Annotated in this window: 17 protein-coding genes; 10 read left to right on the top strand and 7 right to left on the bottom strand. The window is 49.0% G+C overall.

All coding sequences use genetic code 11. From position 1 onward, the window contains the following. Positions 1-121 precede the first annotated feature (121 nt). Positions 122-1000 (bottom strand): hypothetical protein, encoded by an 879-nt coding sequence (locus NBH14_RS02230; protein WP_186958040.1) that lies wholly within the window; start codon positions 998-1000, stop codon positions 122-124. 195 nt (positions 1001-1195) lie between these two features. Between NBH14_RS02230 and NBH14_RS02225 the strand changes: the two genes are divergently transcribed. The 4 genes from NBH14_RS02225 to NBH14_RS02210 all read left to right on the top strand — a co-directional run bounded on the left by NBH14_RS02225 (position 1196) and on the right by NBH14_RS02210 (position 4994). Then, on the top strand, positions 1196-2536 hold the full coding sequence (locus NBH14_RS02225) for a DUF5690 family protein (protein ID WP_129697915.1): 1341 nt from the start codon (positions 1196-1198) through the stop codon (positions 2534-2536). A gap of 30 nt (positions 2537-2566) precedes the next feature. Then, entirely contained in the window at positions 2567-3349 is a 783-nt protein-coding gene (phnX, locus tag NBH14_RS02220) for a phosphonoacetaldehyde hydrolase (RefSeq protein WP_128132716.1), read from the top strand. A 28-nt stretch (positions 3350-3377) separates the two neighbouring features. Next, positions 3378-4469 carry a 2-aminoethylphosphonate--pyruvate transaminase gene (gene phnW, locus NBH14_RS02215; protein ID WP_122326735.1) on the top strand — a complete coding sequence of 364 codons (1092 nt, stop codon included), beginning with the start codon at positions 3378-3380 and terminating at the stop codon, positions 4467-4469. 249 nt (positions 4470-4718) lie between these two features. Further along, complete coding sequence (locus tag NBH14_RS02210) at positions 4719-4994, top strand: HU family DNA-binding protein (protein WP_122361879.1); 276 nt, start codon at positions 4719-4721, stop codon at positions 4992-4994. 3 nt (positions 4995-4997) lie between these two features. On the opposite strand, the gene NBH14_RS02205 is transcribed toward NBH14_RS02210, so the two are convergent. Genes NBH14_RS02205 through dapB form a run of 4 tightly spaced genes read right to left on the bottom strand, consistent with a single transcriptional unit; the run spans position 4998 to position 8626 of the window. After that, complete coding sequence (locus NBH14_RS02205; protein ID WP_128132717.1) at positions 4998-5624, bottom strand: WbqC family protein; 627 nt, start codon at positions 5622-5624, stop codon at positions 4998-5000. Between the two features lie 2 nt (positions 5625-5626). Further along, positions 5627-6484: a signal peptidase I gene (gene lepB, locus NBH14_RS02200; protein WP_128132718.1), complete on the bottom strand. Its 858-nt coding sequence runs from the start codon at positions 6482-6484 to the stop codon at positions 5627-5629. A gap of 6 nt (positions 6485-6490) precedes the next feature. Beyond that, positions 6491-7891 carry a signal peptidase I gene (gene lepB, locus NBH14_RS02195; protein ID WP_128132719.1) on the bottom strand — a complete coding sequence of 467 codons (1401 nt, stop codon included), beginning with the start codon at positions 7889-7891 and terminating at the stop codon, positions 6491-6493. Between the two features lie 18 nt (positions 7892-7909). Then, a complete protein-coding gene (gene dapB / locus NBH14_RS02190; RefSeq protein ID WP_128132720.1) occupies positions 7910-8626 on the bottom strand; it encodes a 4-hydroxy-tetrahydrodipicolinate reductase in 717 nt (238 codons plus the stop codon). A gap of 110 nt (positions 8627-8736) precedes the next feature. Here dapB and NBH14_RS02185 point away from each other — a divergent pair, with 110 nt between their 5' ends. From NBH14_RS02185 to NBH14_RS02175, 3 genes are all read left to right on the top strand, one after another. Beyond that, positions 8737-10014, top strand: a complete 1278-nt coding sequence (locus NBH14_RS02185) for a DUF2851 family protein (protein ID WP_128132721.1) — start codon at positions 8737-8739, stop codon at positions 10012-10014. Positions 10015-10101: 87 nt separating this feature from the next. Then, positions 10102-12021, top strand: a complete 1920-nt coding sequence (locus NBH14_RS02180) for an Ig-like domain-containing protein (RefSeq protein WP_128132722.1) — start codon at positions 10102-10104, stop codon at positions 12019-12021. Continuing rightward, the gene (locus NBH14_RS02175; RefSeq protein WP_128132723.1) at positions 11954-12844 is read left to right on the top strand and encodes a DUF3108 domain-containing protein; all 891 of its coding nucleotides are present in this window, start codon (positions 11954-11956) and stop codon (positions 12842-12844) included. Before NBH14_RS02180 ends, NBH14_RS02175 begins: the two co-directional genes overlap by 68 nt. Here the strand turns inward: NBH14_RS02175 and NBH14_RS02170 are convergent. Beyond that, positions 12813-13883 carry a sensor histidine kinase gene (locus NBH14_RS02170; RefSeq protein WP_186958146.1) on the bottom strand — a complete coding sequence of 357 codons (1071 nt, stop codon included), beginning with the start codon at positions 13881-13883 and terminating at the stop codon, positions 12813-12815. The two genes, NBH14_RS02175 and NBH14_RS02170, sit on opposite strands and share 32 nt — an antisense overlap. 5 nt (positions 13884-13888) lie before the next feature. Next, positions 13889-15238, bottom strand: coding sequence for a sigma-54-dependent transcriptional regulator (locus tag NBH14_RS02165; protein ID WP_128132725.1), 1350 nt, complete (start codon positions 15236-15238; stop codon positions 13889-13891). A gap of 352 nt (positions 15239-15590) precedes the next feature. On the opposite strand from NBH14_RS02165, the gene NBH14_RS02160 reads away from it, so the two are divergent. Genes NBH14_RS02160 through NBH14_RS02150 form a run of 3 tightly spaced genes read left to right on the top strand, consistent with a single transcriptional unit; the run spans position 15591 to position 20641 of the window. Further along, positions 15591-16946 carry a TolC family protein gene (locus NBH14_RS02160; protein WP_233566572.1) on the top strand — a complete coding sequence of 452 codons (1356 nt, stop codon included), beginning with the start codon at positions 15591-15593 and terminating at the stop codon, positions 16944-16946. A gap of 27 nt (positions 16947-16973) precedes the next feature. After that, positions 16974-18221, top strand: a complete 1248-nt coding sequence (locus NBH14_RS02155; protein WP_186958148.1) for an efflux RND transporter periplasmic adaptor subunit — start codon at positions 16974-16976, stop codon at positions 18219-18221. A gap of 14 nt (positions 18222-18235) precedes the next feature. Beyond that, a complete protein-coding gene (locus tag NBH14_RS02150; protein ID WP_128132727.1) occupies positions 18236-20641 on the top strand; it encodes an ABC transporter permease in 2406 nt (801 codons plus the stop codon). The last annotated feature ends 6 nt before the right edge of the window (positions 20642-20647 follow it).

Here is a 20647-nt window from a genome sequence, read left to right as displayed (position 1 = left end):
GTAATTTCCTGGGCAGGGAACGCGAGTTTCCAAGGCAGGAAACCGCAGTTTCCTAATAAGGAAATTGTAAGGAAACTATAAGGAGTTTATAAAGGAACTATCAGGGAAGAAGATGCCGGCTTTATAATGCCAGCATCTTCTTTTCTTTTATCAGGTCGCTTTCATCCATGCGGAGAGAAGGGACGGTGCACATTTTGATGTAATCGCCGGTCTGGCAGGTGTAGTCGTAATAGGATTGTTGTTCGGGCGTGAAGTCTTCTTTGGCTATCAGGCCGTTTTTCATTGCCAGAAACTCTGCGATGTCCGTACTTTCTGATTCCTTTATGAGGACGATACGGCGGGCGACCGGATTGCGGTTGTAATCCAGTCCCAGATATAAACCGCGCAGCTGGCGGGGATTCTTGAACATGGGAATTTGCAGATAGACAGTAACCAGCGTTAACGGGGGAACCGGATTTTCACTGAACATGCAATAGAAGTTTTGAGGGTCCCCGTTTACCCCGATGCCCCATTGTGCTTCATCGTATGCATTGAGCCGGCCGATACGGATATGGTCCTTATTGTCGGACAATGTGATTATATAAGGTTCGCATTTCAGGCAATCGCTGGAGGAGGAGAGGCTATAGCTGGTATATAACCCGCAGATGTTGGCTGTCTTCCGGGCGGAAAGAGATAATTCCTCGTTGAGCGACTCGATGAAAGGAATCCCTTTCTGTGTGTGCAATGCCGCTGGTTCCAGTTCGTCGAGACGGTTCAGCGTGTCTTCCAGTCCCGAAAGCAGTTTTCTTTTGGATACGTTATTAACCAGCGATAGCGCCTGGTCGAGCGCCTCTTCCTGCAGCATTGTTTTGGCCGATTCAAAATAGGCGGGCAAGACAGTTGTATAGAGCGATGACAATACGCTCGGAGCCATTCCCACCCAATCGGCTATTTCTTTCATCTTCGTACCGTTGTTCCTTAAATATTCAATCCTTTTGTAGAGTTCTAAGAAGTCATTCATCATGTAACATTTTCTTTAATACAATACAAAATAACGCCCCGTTTGTTGCATTTCCGTTACATGAATGTTACATAAATATTTCTTTATAATTTATTGATATTTAGTTATATATTAATAATACATATTCATGTGTTCAGTAATATTCCTGTAACATCTCCGGGATACTTTTGCCGTCGAAAACAAAACGACAGCATGATGAATAATTTGTTACATATCAACGAAACAACCCGGAAACGTCTTTCCGATTTTCTTTTTATCCTTTGGGCCGGAGGTGCCGCCTTGTTATCCTATTCATTAGTATATGCACTACGCAAACCTTTTACGGCTGCCTCCTTTGAAAATGCGGAATTCTTCGATTTGGATTATAAAGTGGTGGTGACAATCTCACAGATACTGGGATATGTCATTTCCAAATTCATAGGGATTAAGCTGATTTCCGAGTTGAAGCCGGAAGAACGGTTTAAGTTTATCCTCACTTCTGTGCTGCTGGCGGAGTCTTCGCTTATTTTATTCGGATTGCTTTCCACGCCGTTCAATGTGGCAGCCATGTTCCTGAACGGGTTGTCGCTGGGATGTATGTGGGGAGTCATTTTCAGTTTTATCGAAGGACGCCGGGTGACGGATATTCTGGCAAGCCTGCTGGGAGTCAGTATGGTGATTAGTTCGGGTACGGCCAAGTCTGTCGGGTTGTATGTCATGAACCATCTCCATGTAAGCGAGTTCTGGATGCCGGCCCTGATTGGCGGCGTTGCGCTTCCCCTCTTGTTGTTGCTCGGTTGTGCGCTGAACAAACTTCCAGAGCCTAACAAAGAAGACATCGCCATGAAGTCTGAACGCGAAACGTTGAACGGACAGCAGCGCTGGGAGTTGTTTAAGAGCTTTATGCCTTTCCTCAGTATGCTTTTCGTAGCAAACATAGCTATTGTAGTCCTGCGGGATATAAAAGAAGATTTCCTGGTGAATATCATAGATGTCACTGCTTATTCCCCCTGGCTTTTTGCCCAGATTGACAGTGTGGTGACGTTGATTATCCTGGGGATATTCGGTTTGATGGTCTTTGTGAAAGACAATCTGAAAGCATTATCCGTCCTGTTCGGTCTTATCATCATGGGAATGATTGCAATGTCGGTCGTTTCTTTCGGGCAGGACCGGTTCCACCTGTCACCTGTGACATGGCTGTTTATCCAGAGCCTGTGCCTGTATATTGCCTATCTGACTTTCCAGACTATCTTTTTCGACCGGTTCATCGCCTGTTTCAAGATACGTGGAAATGTAGGGTTCTTTATCGTGACGACAGACTTTCTGGGATACACCGGAACCGTATTGGTTCTTATCCTGAAAGAGTTTTGTAACCCTAATATCAATTGGGCGGTATTTTATAATCAATTAGCCGGTTATGTTGGCATCTTTTGTTGTATCACTTTCATCTGTTCTTTCGTATATTTGCATCAACGTTTCCGTAAAGAAACGGGTATGACAGCCGCCAGGGAAGAGACACTTGAAGCCACTCCGCAGAATGCCATCACCGTAGCCTGAGAGAAATAATAAAAACTAGTATATAAAGTTATGAAGAAGATTTCGTGTGTAATTATGGACTGGGCCGGAACGGCCGTCGATTTTGGTTGTTTCGCTCCTTTGAACGCCTTCCTGAAAGTCTTTTCGGAAGAAAAAGGAATAGACATTACTTACCGTCAGGCACGTGAGCCGATGGGACTTCTCAAGATAGACCATATCAAGGCTATTCTGAATATGCCGGAGGTGAATGATAAATTCCGTGCACGTTATGGCCGCGACTGGAATATGGACGACGTGAACGAGATGTATCAGAGTTTCGAAAAGCATCTGTTCGCTTCCCTGAAAAACTTTACGACTCCGATACCCGGTGTACTGGATACTATCCGACTGTTGCGTGAAGACGGACTGAAGATTGGTTCGACAACCGGCTATACGCAAGCTATGATGGACGTGGTCCGTCCGGGTGCCGCCGCAAAAGGTTATGTGGTGGATAACCTGGTGACTCCCGATGATGTCCCCGCAGGCCGTCCGGCTCCCTATATGATTTATAAGAATATGATTGACCTGGCTATCCCGTCGGTGGATAATGTGGTGAAGGTGGGCGATACGATTGCCGATATCAAAGAGGGAGTGAATGCGAAAGTATGGACTGTCGGTCTTATAACGGGAAGTAACGAGATGGGTATTTCGGAAGAAGAATACAACCGTCGCTCTGCCGACGAACTGGCCGGACTGAAACACGAAGTGCGTGAACGCATGTTGGCTGCCGGTGCCCATTTCGTATTGGACAACATCACAGAACTTCCTGCTTGCATTGAGAAAATTAACAGATAAAATAAGGATATAATAGCTATCATTGAATATGAGAAATTATCTTTTGCTGACACCCGGCCCATTAAGTACGTCACAGACAGTGCGCGAAGCCATGCTCCAGGATTGGTGTACCTGGGATAAAGATTATAATGGAGGAATCGTAACCCCAATCCGTAAAGGTCTGCTGGCTATCGCCGGGCTGGATGAAAACGAATATACCGATGTGCTCCTGCAAGGCAGCGGAACCTACTGTGTGGAAGCAACCATCGGAGCCGCCGTGAAACCGACCGACAAACTGCTTATCCTTGCCAACGGCGCTTACGGGAAACGTATGGCGCAGATTGCCGGATATTACCATATCGACCATGTCCTGGTCTCTTTGCACGAAACAGAACTGATAACAGGTGAAGTTGCCCGCCGTGCCCTTGAAGAGAATCCGGGCATTACCCATCTTTCGATGGTACACAGCGAAACGACGACCGGCCTGCTGAACCCGATTGAAGAGGTGGCGGAAGTCATTCGCGGCAAGGGCATCACTTTTATTGTCGATGCCATGAGCAGCTTTGGCGGTGTACCTATCGACATGAAGAAGCTGGATATCGACTTCCTGGTGAGCAGTGCCAATAAATGTATCCAGGGAGTTCCCGGATTCGGTTTTATCATTGCAAAGAGGGAAAAGCTGATGGCTTGCAAAGGTGTGGCCCGTTCATTGTCACTGGATATCTATGACCAGTGGGAAACGATGGAGAAGGGTGGAGGTAAATGGCGTTTCACGTCTCCGACACATGTAGTCCGTGCCTTTTACCAGGCAATGAAAGAGCTGAACGAAGAAGGAGGCATTGCCGCCCGTTACGAACGTTATAAAAAGAACCACCGTACATTGGTTGACGGAATGCGTGCACAGGGTTTCAAGACCTTGCTTCCCGATGCTTCACAGGGTCCGATTATCACTTCTTTCCTTTATCCGCATGCCGGGTTTGATTTTAACGCATTCTATGCTGCTCTGAAGCAGAAAGGATTTGTGATTTATCCGGGTAAAATATCCGATGCGGATACTTTCCGTATCGGTAATATCGGCGATGTATTCCCGGAAGATATGGAGAAGTTGCTGGAGGCAATCCGGGATACAGACTACAAATAGAATATAACTCTGAAAACAGTTGATATACTATATTATAACCGGATGTTGCCGCTCACTTCCGGTTATAATTAGCCCAATCTGAAAAAAATGCAAGAATAATGAATCGATAATTGCTTTTATATTGTATATGATAATAATTTTGAGTACGTTTGCTCCCATTAAAAATCAAGTTATTCAGGAGATTGTTCGAAATTGATTCATCAGTGCCTATTTAGTTGATGGATGGTAGTAATTTAATAATAAAAGCAAATGAAACGGTCAGATTTAATTGCAGCTATAGCTGCTGAAAGTGGTTGTAGTAAGAAAGATGTAGATGCAATGCTTGAAGCATTTTGTTCTGTTGCGACTGATGCACTTCGCCAGAGGGACCCAATAGTGCTGAAAGGCTTTGGTACTCTTTCTCCAAGAGAGCAGAACAGCCGTCCGGCCCGCAATCCCAAGACAGGTGAGGTTGTTATTATCCCGAAACGTCTGAGTGTGAAGTTCAGCGTTGGTAAGTTCCTTTTTGAAGACCTGAACAAGTAACTGCTATTGGTGGGCGATGGAATCCCGCAGGACGAGTATTCCTTCCGGTCCCATATTGAATAGTAAGTCTACGATACTTAAGTTGGGGAGGAATCCGAATTTATCCCGGAATACCTGGTAATAGGGTTGCGGGAGAAAGGCGGAATCTTCCCCTTCGTGTTTCGGGCGGATGATTTCCCGGAAATCGTTCGGTACTTCCGGAATGTAAGTCTCCGTATAGACAACGTTCGGTTGCAGGTCCAGCAACCGGCAGACCAGCATGCGCAGCTCCTCGTTGAAATCAAACAGGAACTCATATTTCTTTTCGTAGAACGGTGCGAAATCTTCCTCGTAATATTCAAAGAACGGACTCATATTATAGGCCGATACCAGTGCATTCCAATGCAGGTGGCGCCAGTTCCCGTGGTCGGATATGCGGATATCCTTCGTCGGGCATTTCAGCGTGTCGGGCTTGACGATGGGGACGGAGAGTGACAGCGGACCGTTGGCAGCCGCGATTGTACAGCGGTTGCGGTAGGTTTGCTTCAGATAGTTTTCAGCTGTTTCTATCCGTACCTCTTCAAATTGGTAGAGTTTGCAGTATTGTTGTACCGGGCCCAGATAGGCCGAAGAAATATATACAGGTTGCATGATTAGTTTACGGGTTTAAAAATTCGTTGCCGGTCTTTGCTGTACCAACAGAGCCAGGCGTTTCCAATGATATGGTTGCGTGGGATGAATCCGAGGTGACGTGAGTCCACCGCTTCGTTGGCATTATCGGAAAGCATCCAGTAATAATCCTGGTTGAAGAAGAAGAAATCTGTTTCCCGACCGTCCAGGAATAACTTCCCGTCACGGAATACGGCCTTGTCGCCGGCTTCGGCTCGGATGGCTTCACGGCAGGCGGTGAGTGCTGCTGCATTGAGGCGGTAGGTTCTGCCTTTTTGGGGAACGACCAGTTCGTACGTATCCATCGGGTTTTTAAGGAAACGGATGTTGGCATCTTCCGATAATTCTTCTCGTATCTGATATTCCTCAAAGGAAGTCAGGTTGAAGGAAATGCCGAACGGTTCTTCTTTTATCTCCCTGAGCGGGATATTCAGTTTCTTCTGTGCCGCCAGTACTTCCTCCTGTGCCGCCTGTGTCACGATATAAGTATTGAGTGACCGGGGAGAATGAGGAATGAGCCTTCCGTTTACCCGGTATCCGTCATTACTAATCCGGATTGTGTCGCCTGGCATACCGATGCAACGGCTCAGAAATAACGGGCTCGATGTCGTATCTTTCAGCAGCGGACTGGTAAATAAAACCACCCGGTTGCGCCCCGGGTTGTCTTTCTGCGGGAGCTTGTTCACCAGAATATAATCGCCTTTATGCAGGGCAACTTCCATGGAGTCGGTCGACACGTGATACGACTCCATACAGAAATAACGGATTACCATAACGCCCCCCACCAGCAACACGATTGTCACCAGCCATTTTATAACAGATATGGAGGAACGTTCAGCCATAAATAATTAATCCGGATGCACCATGCGGAACAGACGGTTCCAGCGGATACCACCGTCGAACAGGCTGCGGTCTTTATCCAGTGACAACCAGATAAGGATAGGCTTTCCTACGATATGGTCTTCCGGAACAAATCCCCAGGAACGGCTGTCGGCACTGTTGTGACGGTTGTCGCCCATCATCCAGTAATAATCATATTTGAATGTATAGTCTGTTTCCGGCTTTCCGTTGATATAATATGTACCGTCTTTTTCTTCCAGTGTATTGTTTTCGTAGTTTTTGATGCAACGGCCGTATAGAGCGATGTTGCGTTTGTTCAGCGGTATTGTCGCCCCTTTCTTCGGAATCCACAGAGGACCGTAGTTGTCGCGTGTCCAACCTGTTTCATACCATGCCGGATAAGTCAACCCCGAAAATGCATCCGGTTCGATTACAATCTTTTTTACAATAGGCAGTTTCTCGGCTATCGCCAATGCTTTCTTGGTCAGCGGCATGCGGTAGACCGGATTGTATTGTCCGGGGGCAATCGATTCGAAACCGAGGAAAGACATTAAATCCTGATAATATCCGTTGTTGGAGACAAGTATCCGGTCTTCTTTGCTTACGTTCATCAGGCGGAACTGTTCTTCCGTGATAGGGGAACCATCCGTTTCGACATAGTAACAGAATTGCATATTCTCTGGATTCTCAGCCGCTTTACCATCGATATATACCTGGTTGTCGCGTATTTCTATAGTGTCGCCCGGCATACCGATACAACGTTTCACATAGTTTTCACGTTTGTCTACAGGACGGTAGACTACATCCCCGAAGGTGTTTTTATCCATCCAGATGCGTTCGCGTCCTCCGTTTTGTACAATCAGTTCGTCGTAGCTCGGATTTTGCTGTTTCAGGGCAACCGTGTCGCCGGCAGGAAAGTTGAACACTACGATATCATTGCGTTTTACATGACCGAAACCTTTTACCCGTTTGTAACCCCATTCCGGCCAGTCCAGATACGATTTACAGTTGAAGAACGGCAACGTGTTCTGTACCAGCGGGAACGACAGCGGCGTGTTCGGGACACGCGGACCGTAACTCAGCTTGCTTACAAACAGGTAATCGCCTACCAACAAAGATTTCTCCAACGAAGAACTCGGAATTTGGTAGTTCTGGAAGATGAACAGATTAATGAAATAGACGGCAATTAGCGCAAATAGGATATCGTCCACCCATTCCAACGCATTTCGTACCGCCGGGTTCTTTGACCGTTTCCAGGCTCCCCAGGGAATATATTTTGTCAGGAAAATATCTACGAGTACAATCAACCCGAACAACAACCAGAGGTTCTGCATCCAGATTGAAAAGAGTATATACAGTACGGCAGAGATACCGAACTTAATCCATTGTTTCTTGGAAATTTGTTTCATTTGCTGACTAATGTGGAATTAAAATTTAAGCATATCGTCCATACCCAGGAAGCCTTTCTTCCCGGCGGTAAATTCAGCGGCAACGACAGCGCCGAGTGCGAAACCTGCGCGGCTCTTGGCGTCATGTTTGATACTGATATAGTCGACATCCGACTCATAGGTCACCTCGTGGATGCCCGGCACTTCGCCTTCGCGGATGGCGTGGATTGGCAGGTCGGTCGGCTGTTCGGCTGTTTCCAGTGTCCAGCGGTCTTTCCGGTCTACGTTTTCAATGATTCCTTCTGCCAGTGTGATAGCGGTACCGCTCGGAGCATCCAGTTTGTGGATATGGTGCGTTTCCGTCATGCTGATATTGTAGGAAGGGAAATTATTCATGATTTTCGCCAGGTATTTGTTGAGGGCGAAAAAGATATTTACTCCGATGCTGAAATTGGAAGCGTAGAAGAAAGTCTTGCCTTCCTTTTCACATTTCTCTTTTATTTCGCTGATACGGTCCAGCCAGCCGGTCGTGCCGGAAACAACGGGAACGCCGGCAGCGAAACTCTTCATATAATTGTCGAATGCCGTGGCCGGAGTCGTGAACTCGATGGCTACATCTGCACTCTTGAAATTAGCTGACTGAAATTCTTCCGGGTTGTTTATATCTACGATAGAGACGATTTGGTGTCCTCTGTTCAATGCAATCTGCTCGATGGTTTTACCCATCTTTCCGTAACCGATAAGTGCAATCTTCATAATCTTTTCAGAATAAAATGAATAAATAAGCTAATAACTTAGCCTTCAGGGGTGCAAATATAAAGAAAATGAATTAGATTTGTGGCATAAATCTTAACTCTGAAAAGAATATGGAACGTTTATTACATTATGTTTGGAAATACAGACTGTATCCAACGACTTCGCTTCTTACTACTGACGGACGTACAGTATCGGTCATTGACCCCGGAACACCCAACACCGATGCGGGCCCGGACTTCTTCAATGCAAAGATGAAAATAGATGGTACTTTGTGGGCCGGGTGTGTTGAAATCCATGACAAAGCCTCCGACTGGCTGCTTCATCGCCATGATAAAGACAAGGCTTATGATGCCGTTGTTCTCCATATTGTGGAGGTGTCGGACTGTATCGTTTACCGGATGAACGGGGAAGTTATTCCGCAAATGGAACTGGCAGTGCCGGAGTCGGTTGTGCGGAATATCGACTGGTTGCTCCATCATGACAGCTCCCTTCCCTGTGCCGGATATATTCCTCAAATGGAGCCCGTTCACATTACATCGTGGCTGGGGGCTCTGCTCGGCGAACGGCTGGAACGGAAAACGACCGATATATTCCGTTTGCTGGACCAGTATGCCGGCGACTGGAACGAAGTCTTTTATATTACTTTAACCCGCAATTTCGGTTTCGGAGTGAATAACGACATCTTCGAGCGTCTTGCCAAGAGCTTACCGCTCAGGTATATTCAGAAGCAACGCGGCAGCAGTTCGCAGGTCGAAGCGATGCTCTTCGGACAGGCGGGGATGCTGAATGAAGCAATCGATTGTCCTTATTACCGTTTGTTGCAACGCGAGTATCAGTTTCTCCGTTATAAATTCGGACTGACTCCGCTGGACTGTTCCCAATTCAGGGACCTTCGTACCCGGCCCGTCAATTTCCCCTGTCTGAAACTGGCGCAACTGGCGGCTGTCTGGATGCAATACGATACCTTGTTTTCTGTTATCCTGACGGCAGGCAGTATCGGTGAGATTAAGCAATACCTGCGTGTCACACCTTCCGCTTATTGGGAGACGCATTATCATTTCCGATGCGCTTCCGTTATAAAAGAGAAAACAGTCGGGGAGAATTCTTTGTGTATATTATTGATAAATACGGTAGTTCCTATTCTTTTCGCTTACGGGGTCAGGAATAAGCAACCCGAATACTGCGAGCGTGCAATCCGTATCCTTGAAAATCTCCCTCCGGAGAAGAATACTATTGTTTCGGTTTTCAGCCGGGCAGGGATAAAAGTCTGCCATGCAGGTGACAGTCAGGCGCTGATTCAGTTGAAACGGGAGTATTGCGAGAAGAAGAAATGTTTGTATTGCCGGATCGGGTTCAGGTATCTGAAACGGGGTATTCCCTCTTTATAGAATGCAAAGATTTCTTATTTAGCGTATATATCACTATTAGTCACCGGATTTTTCCCTATTTTTGCCATCTGATTAAAAAGCGATTGAATGGGTAACAGATATATAAAAGATTTATTGCTGGTACTGTGCGGAGTGTTTCTGTTGGTAACCATGTATTCGTGTGCCAATATGGCTTCTCCGAACGGGGGACCTTACGATGAGACCCCCCCAAAATTCATAAGCAGTCTGCCTGCCCCCAATCAGACGAATTATAAGGGGAAGAAGGTGGAGATTCTGTTTGATGAACTGGTTCAGCTGGACAAGCCGTCGGAGAATGTAATCATCACGCCGCCGCAGATGCAATTACCTGTGATTCGTGCCGCGGGAAAGAAAGTCGTGGTCGAACTGAAAGATACACTGAAAGAAAATACGACTTATACGATCGACTTCACCAACTCGATCTCCGATAATAACGAGAAGAACGTATTCGAGAATTTCTCCTTTGCCTTCTCTACCGGTGATGTGATCGATACGCTGGAGGTATCGGGTATTTTGCTGAATGCCGAAAACCTGGAACCTATGCCCGGTATCACGATCGGTCTGCATAAGAACCTGGAGGATTCGGCTTTTGTGAAACTACCTTTCGACCGTACTTCGCGTACGAACGATAAAGGACAGTTCACCATCCGCAACATCTCGCCGGGCAGTTATCGTATTTTCGGTCTGAATGATGTCAACCGCGATTATAAATTCGACCAGCCGGGCGAGGAGATTGCGTTTAACGACTCCATTATCATCCCCTCGCTGGAGTTGACCACCCGGCAGGATACGCTTTGGAAAGACAGCCTGACCATCGATACGATCCGTACGGTTGCCTATACGCGTTATTTCCCGGATGATATCGAATTGCGTCTGTTCAAGGAAGACTTCGTGCGCCAGTATCTGCTGAAACCGGAGCGCCAGCAGGAAAACTTGCTGACCATACGGTTTAATGCTCCGCTGGACACCGTACCGCTTCCGAAGCCGCTCAACTTTACCCCGGAGAATCCTGACTGGTTCTTTACACAGGAAACGGAGGCGGGAAAAGGCGTTAATTTCTGGCTGACCGATTCGCTGGTCTGGAAACAGGATACGTTGCAGGTGGAGCTGTCGTATCCGAAGAGCGACTCGCTGAACATTCTCCGGCCGCAGACCGATACGCTTCAGTTCGTGATGCGCCGTCGTCCCGAAAAGAAGAAAAAGAAGAAAGATGACGAGCCGGAACCGATCGTCTTCCTGGGTATGCAGATCGACGCGCCTGGTTCGATGGACTTGTTCGATACCGTATCCGTTACGTTCAATGAACCGATCCTCGAACTGCCGAAGGAAGTCTTCTATCTGGACCAGAAGGTCGATACGGTGTGGACTCCGGTTGATTTCGAGCTTTTCCCGGACTCTGCCAACAGCCTGAATTACTTCATTCGCCGTCCGTGGAAATATGCCGAGGAGTATCGCCTGTCGGTGGATTCGGCAACGATCTTCAGTCTTTATGGCAAGTGGAACGAACCGTATTCGGCTGAGTTCAAGATTAAGAAAGAGGATGAATACGGACACTTATATATTAATGTAGAAGGAATTGATACGACCGCTTATGTGGAATTGCTGAACGGTAGTGATGCTCCGGTGCGGAAGGCAAAGGTAAAGAATGGCGGTGTCCTTTTCATGGATCTGAAACCGGACAAGTATTATGCACGCCTGGTGGTCGACCTGAATGACAACGGCAAATGGGATACCGGTAATTATGCCGATAAACGCCAGCCGGAAGAGGTTTACTATTCGCCCGTGCAGTATAACGTATTACAGAACTGGCAGGTAGAAGAGACCTGGAATGTCAAGGCAACCCCATGGGCAAAACAGAAACCTATCGAGATTACAAAGAATAAGCCGAAAGAGGCAACCAAGAAGAAAAGAAATTACAAAGATGAAGGACAACAGAAGTCTTCTTCGCGCAATAGCGGTATGGGCGGCAGCATGGGCATGCCGTTCTAAAGGAACCGGTTTATGTCTGCTGATCCTGTTGTTGCTCCTTTCCGGAGTGGCCGGTGCGCAAACTATTCCGGTGAAAGAGCGGTTCAATGCCGGTGAGGAGGTGCAATATGAATTGTACTTCAAGTGGGGTATTCTGATGCCGCGCGCCGGACAGGCAACCTTATCCATTAAAGATACCCGCTATGAGGATAATCCGGCTTATCATTATAACCTGTTGTTCCGTACTTCCGGCATGTTTGAGAAGATATTCTCCATGCGTGATACGATCGACTGTTATTTTACACCCGAGATGCAGTTGCTTCGTAGCGAGAAACGGGTGAATGAGAATGACTACTATCTGATCGACGACTTGAAGTTCTCTTATACTAAAGGGAAGACTTCGGCCCATTCCCATCGCTATACGCCTTCACGGACGAAGATCGACACGATGATCGTTTCCGAACAATATATGTTCGATATGCTGGGTGCAACCATGTACCTCCGTTCGCTGGACTGGGATAAGATGAAACAGGGTGATGAATTTCCGTTTCATGTGGTGATCGGACGAGACCGGATCAACATCAGTTTTCGCTATACCGGGCAGCAGATCGTGGAACGTAACGAGACGCTGAAATACCGTACCCGACATTTCTATATCGATATTTTTGACGATGCTTTCACCCAAAGCAAGGCGGCCGCCGAAATATGGATCGGAGACGATGAAAATCATATCCCGGTCAAGATTCGTGCCAAGCTGAAGATAGGAGCGGCCGAGGTCTATTACAAATCATCCAAAGGATTGCGTTACCCGCTTACTTCGCGGGTGGAAATTCCCCGGCGTTAGGCAGTGAGAGAGTGAAACGTGTTTCGGAGTAAGGTTGTGAACTGACCTGGAGTTCGCCGCCATGCATCCGTACGATCTGGCGTGAAAGGCTCAGGCCGATACCCGTACCCTTGTTCTTGGTTGTGAAGAAAGGAATAAAAATATCTTCCAGCATATCGTGGGGGATGCCCGGCCCGTTATCCGTTATTTCTATCAGGGTCGTGGTGCCGGTTTGTTTTACTGTGAGTGAGATTTCACCGTTATCCTGTCCTTCCAATGCTTCCATCGCATTTTTCAACAAGTTGATCAAGACCTGTGAGAGTAGTTCTTCATCGGCATTGACTGTTATTTCGTCCTGGCAGAGGTAAACAGTCAGACCTATCTGTAAACGTTGCAGGTCCGACTGGAACAGTAGTTCGATGTTGCGTACCTGGCGGGAGAGGGAGAACGGATTGGGATTGGGAGCCTGCAACCGTGCCAGTTGGCGGTATGAATTGGTGAAGTTCATAAGGCTCTGTCCCTGGCTCTTGATCGTATCCAGTCCGCGGACCGTCTTCCGGATGGTGGCGTCGTTGATCTCGTCGCAACTTTTCGTCGTGTCGTTGCTCCGGTAATAGGAGAGGAGCGTGCCTGAGAGGGAGACGATCGGAGCGATCGAGTTCATGATCTCGTGGGTCAGGACGTGCATCAACTTGTCGTATGCCTCGTATTCTTTCCGTAACAGTTCGCGTTCGAACTCTTTCTGCTTGCTCTCCGTCATCAGGCGGTGGATGCGGTTGAATGCCGTATGTAGGCGGCGTTGTTCTTCCGGTCCGCTGTTTTCGGGGAAGTAAAGCATCGACTCATTGTCTTCGATGGCGTCGAGGAACAGTTGGATACGGCGGTTCGATGTATTGAGGAAATAGACGAGGACCCCGACCAGCCATAAGGCGATCAGTAGGGTGACGCATCCCAGTATGATGGCTTTACCGGTGATAATACCCGTTAATCCTACGCCGGCAACAAGGAGGATGACTGCGACCTGGAAGACTATCTTCAGATAGATGCGTGTGCTGAACATTCGTTTCACAGGTTGAACCGTTTTAGTTTGTTATATAAGGTCTGCCGGCTTACCCCCAGTTGTTCGGCTGCTGCGGTCAGGTTGCCGTCGTTCTGGGTAATAGCCGCCTCGATCGTCTTGCGCTCCACTTCTCCCAGGTTGGGGGTATCGGAGAACGAGACGGATTTTCCGGGACGGATAAAGAGGTCAGCGGCACGGATTACATTCTTCTCGGCCAGGATCACTGCTTTCTCGATGGTATGTTGCAACTCGCGTATGTTGCCCGGCCAATTGTAACGTTCCAGTTTGGCCGCTGCCTGTGGGTGGATGGTCAGGCCCGGCTGATTGTACAGGGCCGTATACTTTTTCAGGAAGTAGTCGATGAAAAGGGGAATGTCTTCCCGGCGGTTCCTGAGAGGTGGTATTTCTATTTGTATGGTGTTGATGCGATAGTAGAGGTCCTCCCGGAAAAGAGACTGCTTCACCAGTTCCGGCAGGTCGCGGTTGGTGGCGGCGATCAGACGTATGTCGATCGGGATTTTACGGTTGCTTCCCAGTCGGGTGACTTCGCGGTTCTGCAGGGCGGCGAGCAGTTTGGCTTGCAGGCCGACCGGGAGGTTGCCTATCTCATCCAGAAACAGGGTGCTTCCGCTGGCAGCCTCGAATTTACCCGGACGGCTTTCGCGGGCATCGGTAAAGGCACCTTTCTCATGTCCGAACAGTTCGCTTTCGAAAAGGGATTCGCTGACGGCTCCCATGTCGACGTTGATCATTTCCCGGCGGCTGCGGAGCGACAGGCGGTGTATTTCGCGGGCGAGCATTTCTTTACCCGTACCGTTCTCGCCGGTGATAAGGATATTCGCATCTGTTTTGGCAACCTTGGTCACGACCTTGATCAGCTTCATCATAACGGCGGAGTGGCCGATGATCATGGCTGGTTCCGCAGGGCGGTCGGGACGGTTACGGTCGGTCTTCTGTTTGACCTTTTCCCGTTCTACGGCTTGTAAGGCGGCGTGTATCTTTTCGAGCAGGACTTCGTTGTCCCAGGGTTTGAGTATAAAATCAACGGCTCCGCTTTTCAAGGCTTTGACAGCCAGTTCCACATCTCCGTAGGCGGTAAGCATGATGACCGGCAGTTCGGGGGCTATTTCCTGGATACGGCGTAGCCAGAACAGGCCCTCGTTTCCGGTGTTTACGCCTGCGGAGAAATTCATATCTAGAATGACAAGGTCGACCGGCATCGTATCCAGCACGGATAAGATGCTGTTCGGGTTGGAGGCGGTCTCTACCCGTTCGAATTCATCTTCCAATAATAATTCGAGCGAAGTCAATACACTTTTATTATCATCTACAATGAGAACTGTTCCGGTTTGCATACGATTAATTTTTCCGTAAAGGTATTGGCTTCCGGGGTACTATGCAAATGAGCGTCAAAATATTTGACACTAATAACAGGATAATATAACACTATAGTCCTAATCCGATTAGCACTCGTATGCTAAGGCAGTCAGCACAGTAGTGCTGGTGAGGGTAACACTACTGTGCTGGCCCCGTATCAGGCACAGGGGGAGGGCTTGTTCTTTTATGATTGACACATCAGCGTCCATATTTTTGACAATCGGGCGTCCATATATTTTACACCTTGCGAGGCTGTTTCTTTTGTGCGTTTTGATAATCAATCAGCGTAAAATGTGGCACGCCTTTTGCCTTTATATGTGCATGATGAAAATGCAAATAACAATTAAATATGGATGGAGGTTAGCCTGCCTGTTGCTGTTTGGTTCGGCAGTGGGAGCAGGTGCACAGGAATCCTGGAGTGTCGATTCTTGCATGCGCTATGCGCTGGAGAGGAACCTGGCATTGAAAAACAGCCGGCTGGATACCCGTATCGCTCACGAAGACTTTACGGCGGCGATAGGTGATTTCCTGCCTTCGGTTAGTACCAGCGGGGCTTTCGGGAAACGGATGGGACGTTCGGTCGACCCGAAAACGAATTTGTATACCACCTCTTCCTTCGTGGAAAGTACGCTGGGGGTCGATATATCATTGCCTGTCTTCGACGGATTCAAACGTATCAACCGGGCGCAGTTCACCCGGCTGAACAGGCAACTGAGCTGCGTTGCCGGGAAAGCGGAGGAGAATCGGGTGGCTTTCGAGGTGATGGACGCTTATTATGTATATATCTTTGACAGGAAGATGAGTGCCCTGGCTGCCGAACAACGTAAGCTAAGCGAGCGTTACCATGAGCAGATGCTTGAATATGTGGACCTCGGCCTTCGTTCTCCTTCTGACCTTCAGGAGGTGAAAGCCCGTTTGCAGAGCGATATTTATCAGGAGACGGTGAAGAAGAAGACGGAGCGTCTTTCTTTTCTTGCACTAAAAGAGTTGTTGCAGATGCGCGATTCGGACTCTTTATCCGTTAGTGACAGAGAGGGGGATGACAGCGAGTTGCCGCTTCTTGCCGGCTATTCGGCTCCGGAAGTGTATGCAGAGTCGGAGACTGCGCTTCCCGAGTTCCGGATGATGGATTTGCGGGAACAGGCGTCGCGAAAGTCGCTCGCCATCGCGTCGGGAGCTTTCTCGCCTTCCATCCGGGCAGATTTCAGTCTTTATTCGAGTTACTATGATACGGAACGCGATGCGGACGGACATATCTCCTCGTTCGGGCAGCAGATGAAAAACAATTGGAACAAATATATCGGTCTGCGGGTATCTTTCCCTATATTCAGCGGTTTGTCCCGCTTTACGGCAGTCAGGAAAGAGCGTTTCCGCCTGCAACAGGTAAGGAATAACAACGACCAGCAACGAATATCCTTATATAAGGAGATAGAAGATGCCTGCCTTTCCTTACAGGCTTCGGCAGAGGAACATCACCAGGCGAAACTGCAATTGCAGGCAGCTGCAACCACCCTCAAAGAAAACGAGGAGAAGTGGGAGGAAGGGATGGTTTCCGTCTTCGAACTGATGGAGAAACGGAACCTGTATATCCAGGCCAAAGCAGAACTGGCCCGTACCCGGCTGCAATATGACCTGAAACACCGGATGGTCGAGTTTTACCGTACCGGTTCATTTTTAGTAAAATAACAACAAAGAACAGATATGAATAACAACATGGACACCCCTATCGAACGGAAATCCCGTTTGAAGAAGAAACATCTGTATGCGATGACAGGAGGCGCTTTCTTCCTGGTCTGCCTGCTTTACTTTATTTTCCGCGATACCTCTTCCTCCATGAAAGTGGACAAGGAACGGCTGACCATCTCCACCATCGTCCAGGGTGAGTTTAATGATTATATCCGTGTGATAGGGCAGGTGCTCCCGGACCGTATCATCTACCTTGATGCCATCGAGGGCGGCCGGGTGGAAGAACGCCTGATAGAAGAAGGGGCACAGATCAAGGCCGGCGATGTTATCCTCCGCCTGAGTAACCCGCTGCTGAATATCGGTATCCTGCAAAGCGAGGCAGACCTTGCCTATCAGGAGAACGAACTCCGTAACACCCGCATCAGCATGGAACAGGAACATCTGCGCCTGCAACAGGACCGTATCAGCCTCAACAAAGAACTGGTACAGAAGGACCGCCGTTACCGGCAATACGAACGCCTGTATAACAAACAACTCCTGGCCCGCGAAGATTTCCTGCTGGCAAAGGAAGACTACGAAAGCGCCCGCGATCAGCTTGTCGTGCTGGACCAACGTATCCGCCAGGACGACCTTTTCCGCAGCAGCCAACTGGAGAGCCTGGATGAGAATATCCGGAACATGAAACGGAGCCTCTCCCTTGTCCGCGAACGGTTGGAGAACCTGAAGGTGAAAGCGCCCGTCAGCGGCCAGCTGGGCAATCTCGAAGCACAGATAGGGCAGTCCATCGCCCAGGGGGAACGTATCGGGCAGGTCATCACCCCCGAACTGAAGGTGGAGGCCAAGATTGACGAACATTATGTGGAACGGGTGATGCCCGGCCTCCCCGCCAGCTTCGAGCGTGAAGGGAAGACCTACGACATGGAAGTGACGAAAGTCTACCCCGAAGTGCGCGACGGGCAGTTCCGTACCGACCTTCATTTTACCGGAGGACGCCCGGAGAATATCCGTGCCGGGCAGACCTATCACCTGAACCTGCAACTGGGTGACCCCGTACAGGCCATCCTGATTCCCCGCGGCAGCTTCTACCAGGCAAGCGGCGGCCTGTATGTATATGTCGTGGATGAGGACGAGACCGTCGCCCGCCGCCGTCCGGTGAAGATAGGCCGCCAGAATCCGCAGTATTATGAAGTGACCGAAGGAGTGAAACCGGGAGAGAAAGTGATTATCTCCGGCTATGAACTCTTCGGGGAAAACGAACGATTGATTATCAGATAACAGAAAGGATAAATATGGATTATCTTTCCCAAGTCATAAAAAGCCAGCGGGCCCGCAAGTCACTTTCGGTGATTAATATCTTTGGCCTGTCCGTGTGTATCTCGGCCGCCCTGCTGATTCTGCTCTATGTCCGTTTCGAACTGAGCTACGACTCTTTCCATGACGGCGACCGCGTGTACCGTGTCGAAAGCCGTTTGTATGAGGGAGCAACGCTGACGGATAACTGGGCGACGACTGCATTCGGCCACGGTCCGGTGATGAGCCGGGAGATACCGGGCATCGAAAAGTTCGTCCGGCTGACCGCCCAGGACCGGGAGCAGGTGGTTACCTACCAGGATAAGCAGTTCGCCGAAAGCCGCTATTGTTTTGCCGAACCTACCTTTTTCGACCTCTTCCGTTTCCCCATTCTGAAAGGGGAGAGAGACGGCCAGCTGACCCGCCCCAATACCGCCGTGCTGACGGAAAGTGCCGCCCACCGTTATTTCGGCGAGGCGGAGCCGTTGGGCAAAATCCTGACCTTCCGCACGTCGACAGCCGAACAACATTTTGAAGTGACAGGCATTATTGCCGACATGCCGGCCAATTCGCATTTGCATTATGATTTCCTGCTGTCTTATTCCACGATACCGAAGGAGCGGCAGGATATTTGGTATATTCACGGCGTCTATACGTATGTCCGCCTGGAACCGGGGAAAAAACCGGAAGATATAGAAAATGCCTTTGCTGCTATTTCAGATAAATACAAAACCGCAGCCTTGAAGCATAAGAATTGGAAGGTGGAATTAATCCCGTTGAAAGATATTCATCTGACTCCGCAGAAGTCGTATGAGAAGGAGACGAAAGGCAGCCGTACCGCTGTGTATATCCTTTCGGTGATGGCGATTGCCCTGTTGCTGACAGGCTGGGTCAATGCGCTGAACCTGATGGTGGCGCGTTTCCTGGAACGAGGAAAAGAGTTCGGGGTCCGTAAAGCCTTCGGTGCCTCCCGCCGGCAGATGCTGTTGCAGGGACTGACGGAAGCCGGCATCGTCAATCTGCTGGCAACCTTGATTGCGCTCGGTTGGCTGGAGGTATTGCTGCCGCTTGTCTATACCTGGGCGGAACATGATTTTGGTGCCGATATATTAGTACAACCGCAGTTCTGGCTGGCCGTAGCGGTTATTGCCGGGCTCGGGACGCTCTTCACCGGCTTATATCCTTCCTATCTGCTGACACGCATCCGTCCGTCGGATATTATACGCGGGAAGTTATTGCATAGCCGGAAAGGCAATAAGATGCGGAAAACATTGATTGTCGTGCAGTTTGTCGCCTCCTTTATCCTGATAACGGGCACGTTTGTCGTTATCTCACAGGTTCGCTACATGCAGAATGAGGCCGCTTCTTCCGGGACGGACCGGATAGTCGTATTGAAATATCCCTCCTTTACAGATGAACTGTCCGTCAGGATGGAAAGTTTCAAGAAAGAACTGAAGCGGAAGACGTATGTCCGCCAGGTGACTGTTTCCGGTGCTGTGCCGGGGGTGGAGGTTGCCAATTATTTTGCCAACCGTCCGTTCGGCAGCGACCCGTCCGAGGTGAAGCTGGTTCAGATGTTCGCTGTCGATTACGATTACCTGGCTACCTATTCGCCGGAGATGGTCTGCGGCAGGGGATTCTCGGAAGAGTATGGAGATGAACTGAATAAGGTCGTGCTGAACGAAGAGGCCGTCCGCCTCCTGGGTTTCCCTTCTGCGGAAGCGGCTTTAGGCAAACAACTGACGATGGAAGTGCTGCAAGACCCTCTCCAGGTGATAGGGGTGGCGAGGAACTATCACCAACAGTCGCTGGCTGTCCCTTATAAGCCAATCATCTTCTTCCTGAAAGACCGCGTTCCGATTATCGGGACACCCTATATTTCCATCCGCATGGACGGTGTGGCCGGTCCGGCCCGTCTGGCGGAGATAGAACAAATCTATCGCGATTTCTTCCCGACTTCGTTGTTCTCCTATTTCTTCCTCGACGATTTCAATAGGAACCAGTATAAGGAAGACCGGAATTTCGGATGGATATTTGCCGCATCGTCTTTGTTGGCCGTCTTTGTCGCCTGTCTGGGATTGTGGGTAATCACGCTTTTCTCGACCTTCTCACGGGTAAAGGAAGTGGGAATACGTAAGGTGCTGGGAGCAGGGAAAAGGAATCTTTTTGTAGTTTTGACGCGTGAATTATTGCTCCTTACGGTACTAGCGTCCGTGATAGGCGTTCCCGTGTCCGCTTTCCTGATGAATAACTGGCTTGAAAGTTATGCGTTTCATATCCCGTTGCCCTGGTGGAGTTATGTGGTGGCGTTCGTGCTGCTGATGTGCATCGCTTTCGGGACGATTGCCCGGCAGGTATGGCGCATCATCCGCCTGAAACCGATGTATATTTTAAGGAGTGAATAATTTATA

The organism is Parabacteroides caecihominis (assembly GCF_023656785.1).
GTDB lineage: Bacteria > Bacteroidota > Bacteroidia > Bacteroidales > Tannerellaceae > Parabacteroides > Parabacteroides segnis.
Note: the sequence above shows the minus strand (reverse complement) of the source record. Positions and strands in the feature narration are given on the sequence as shown.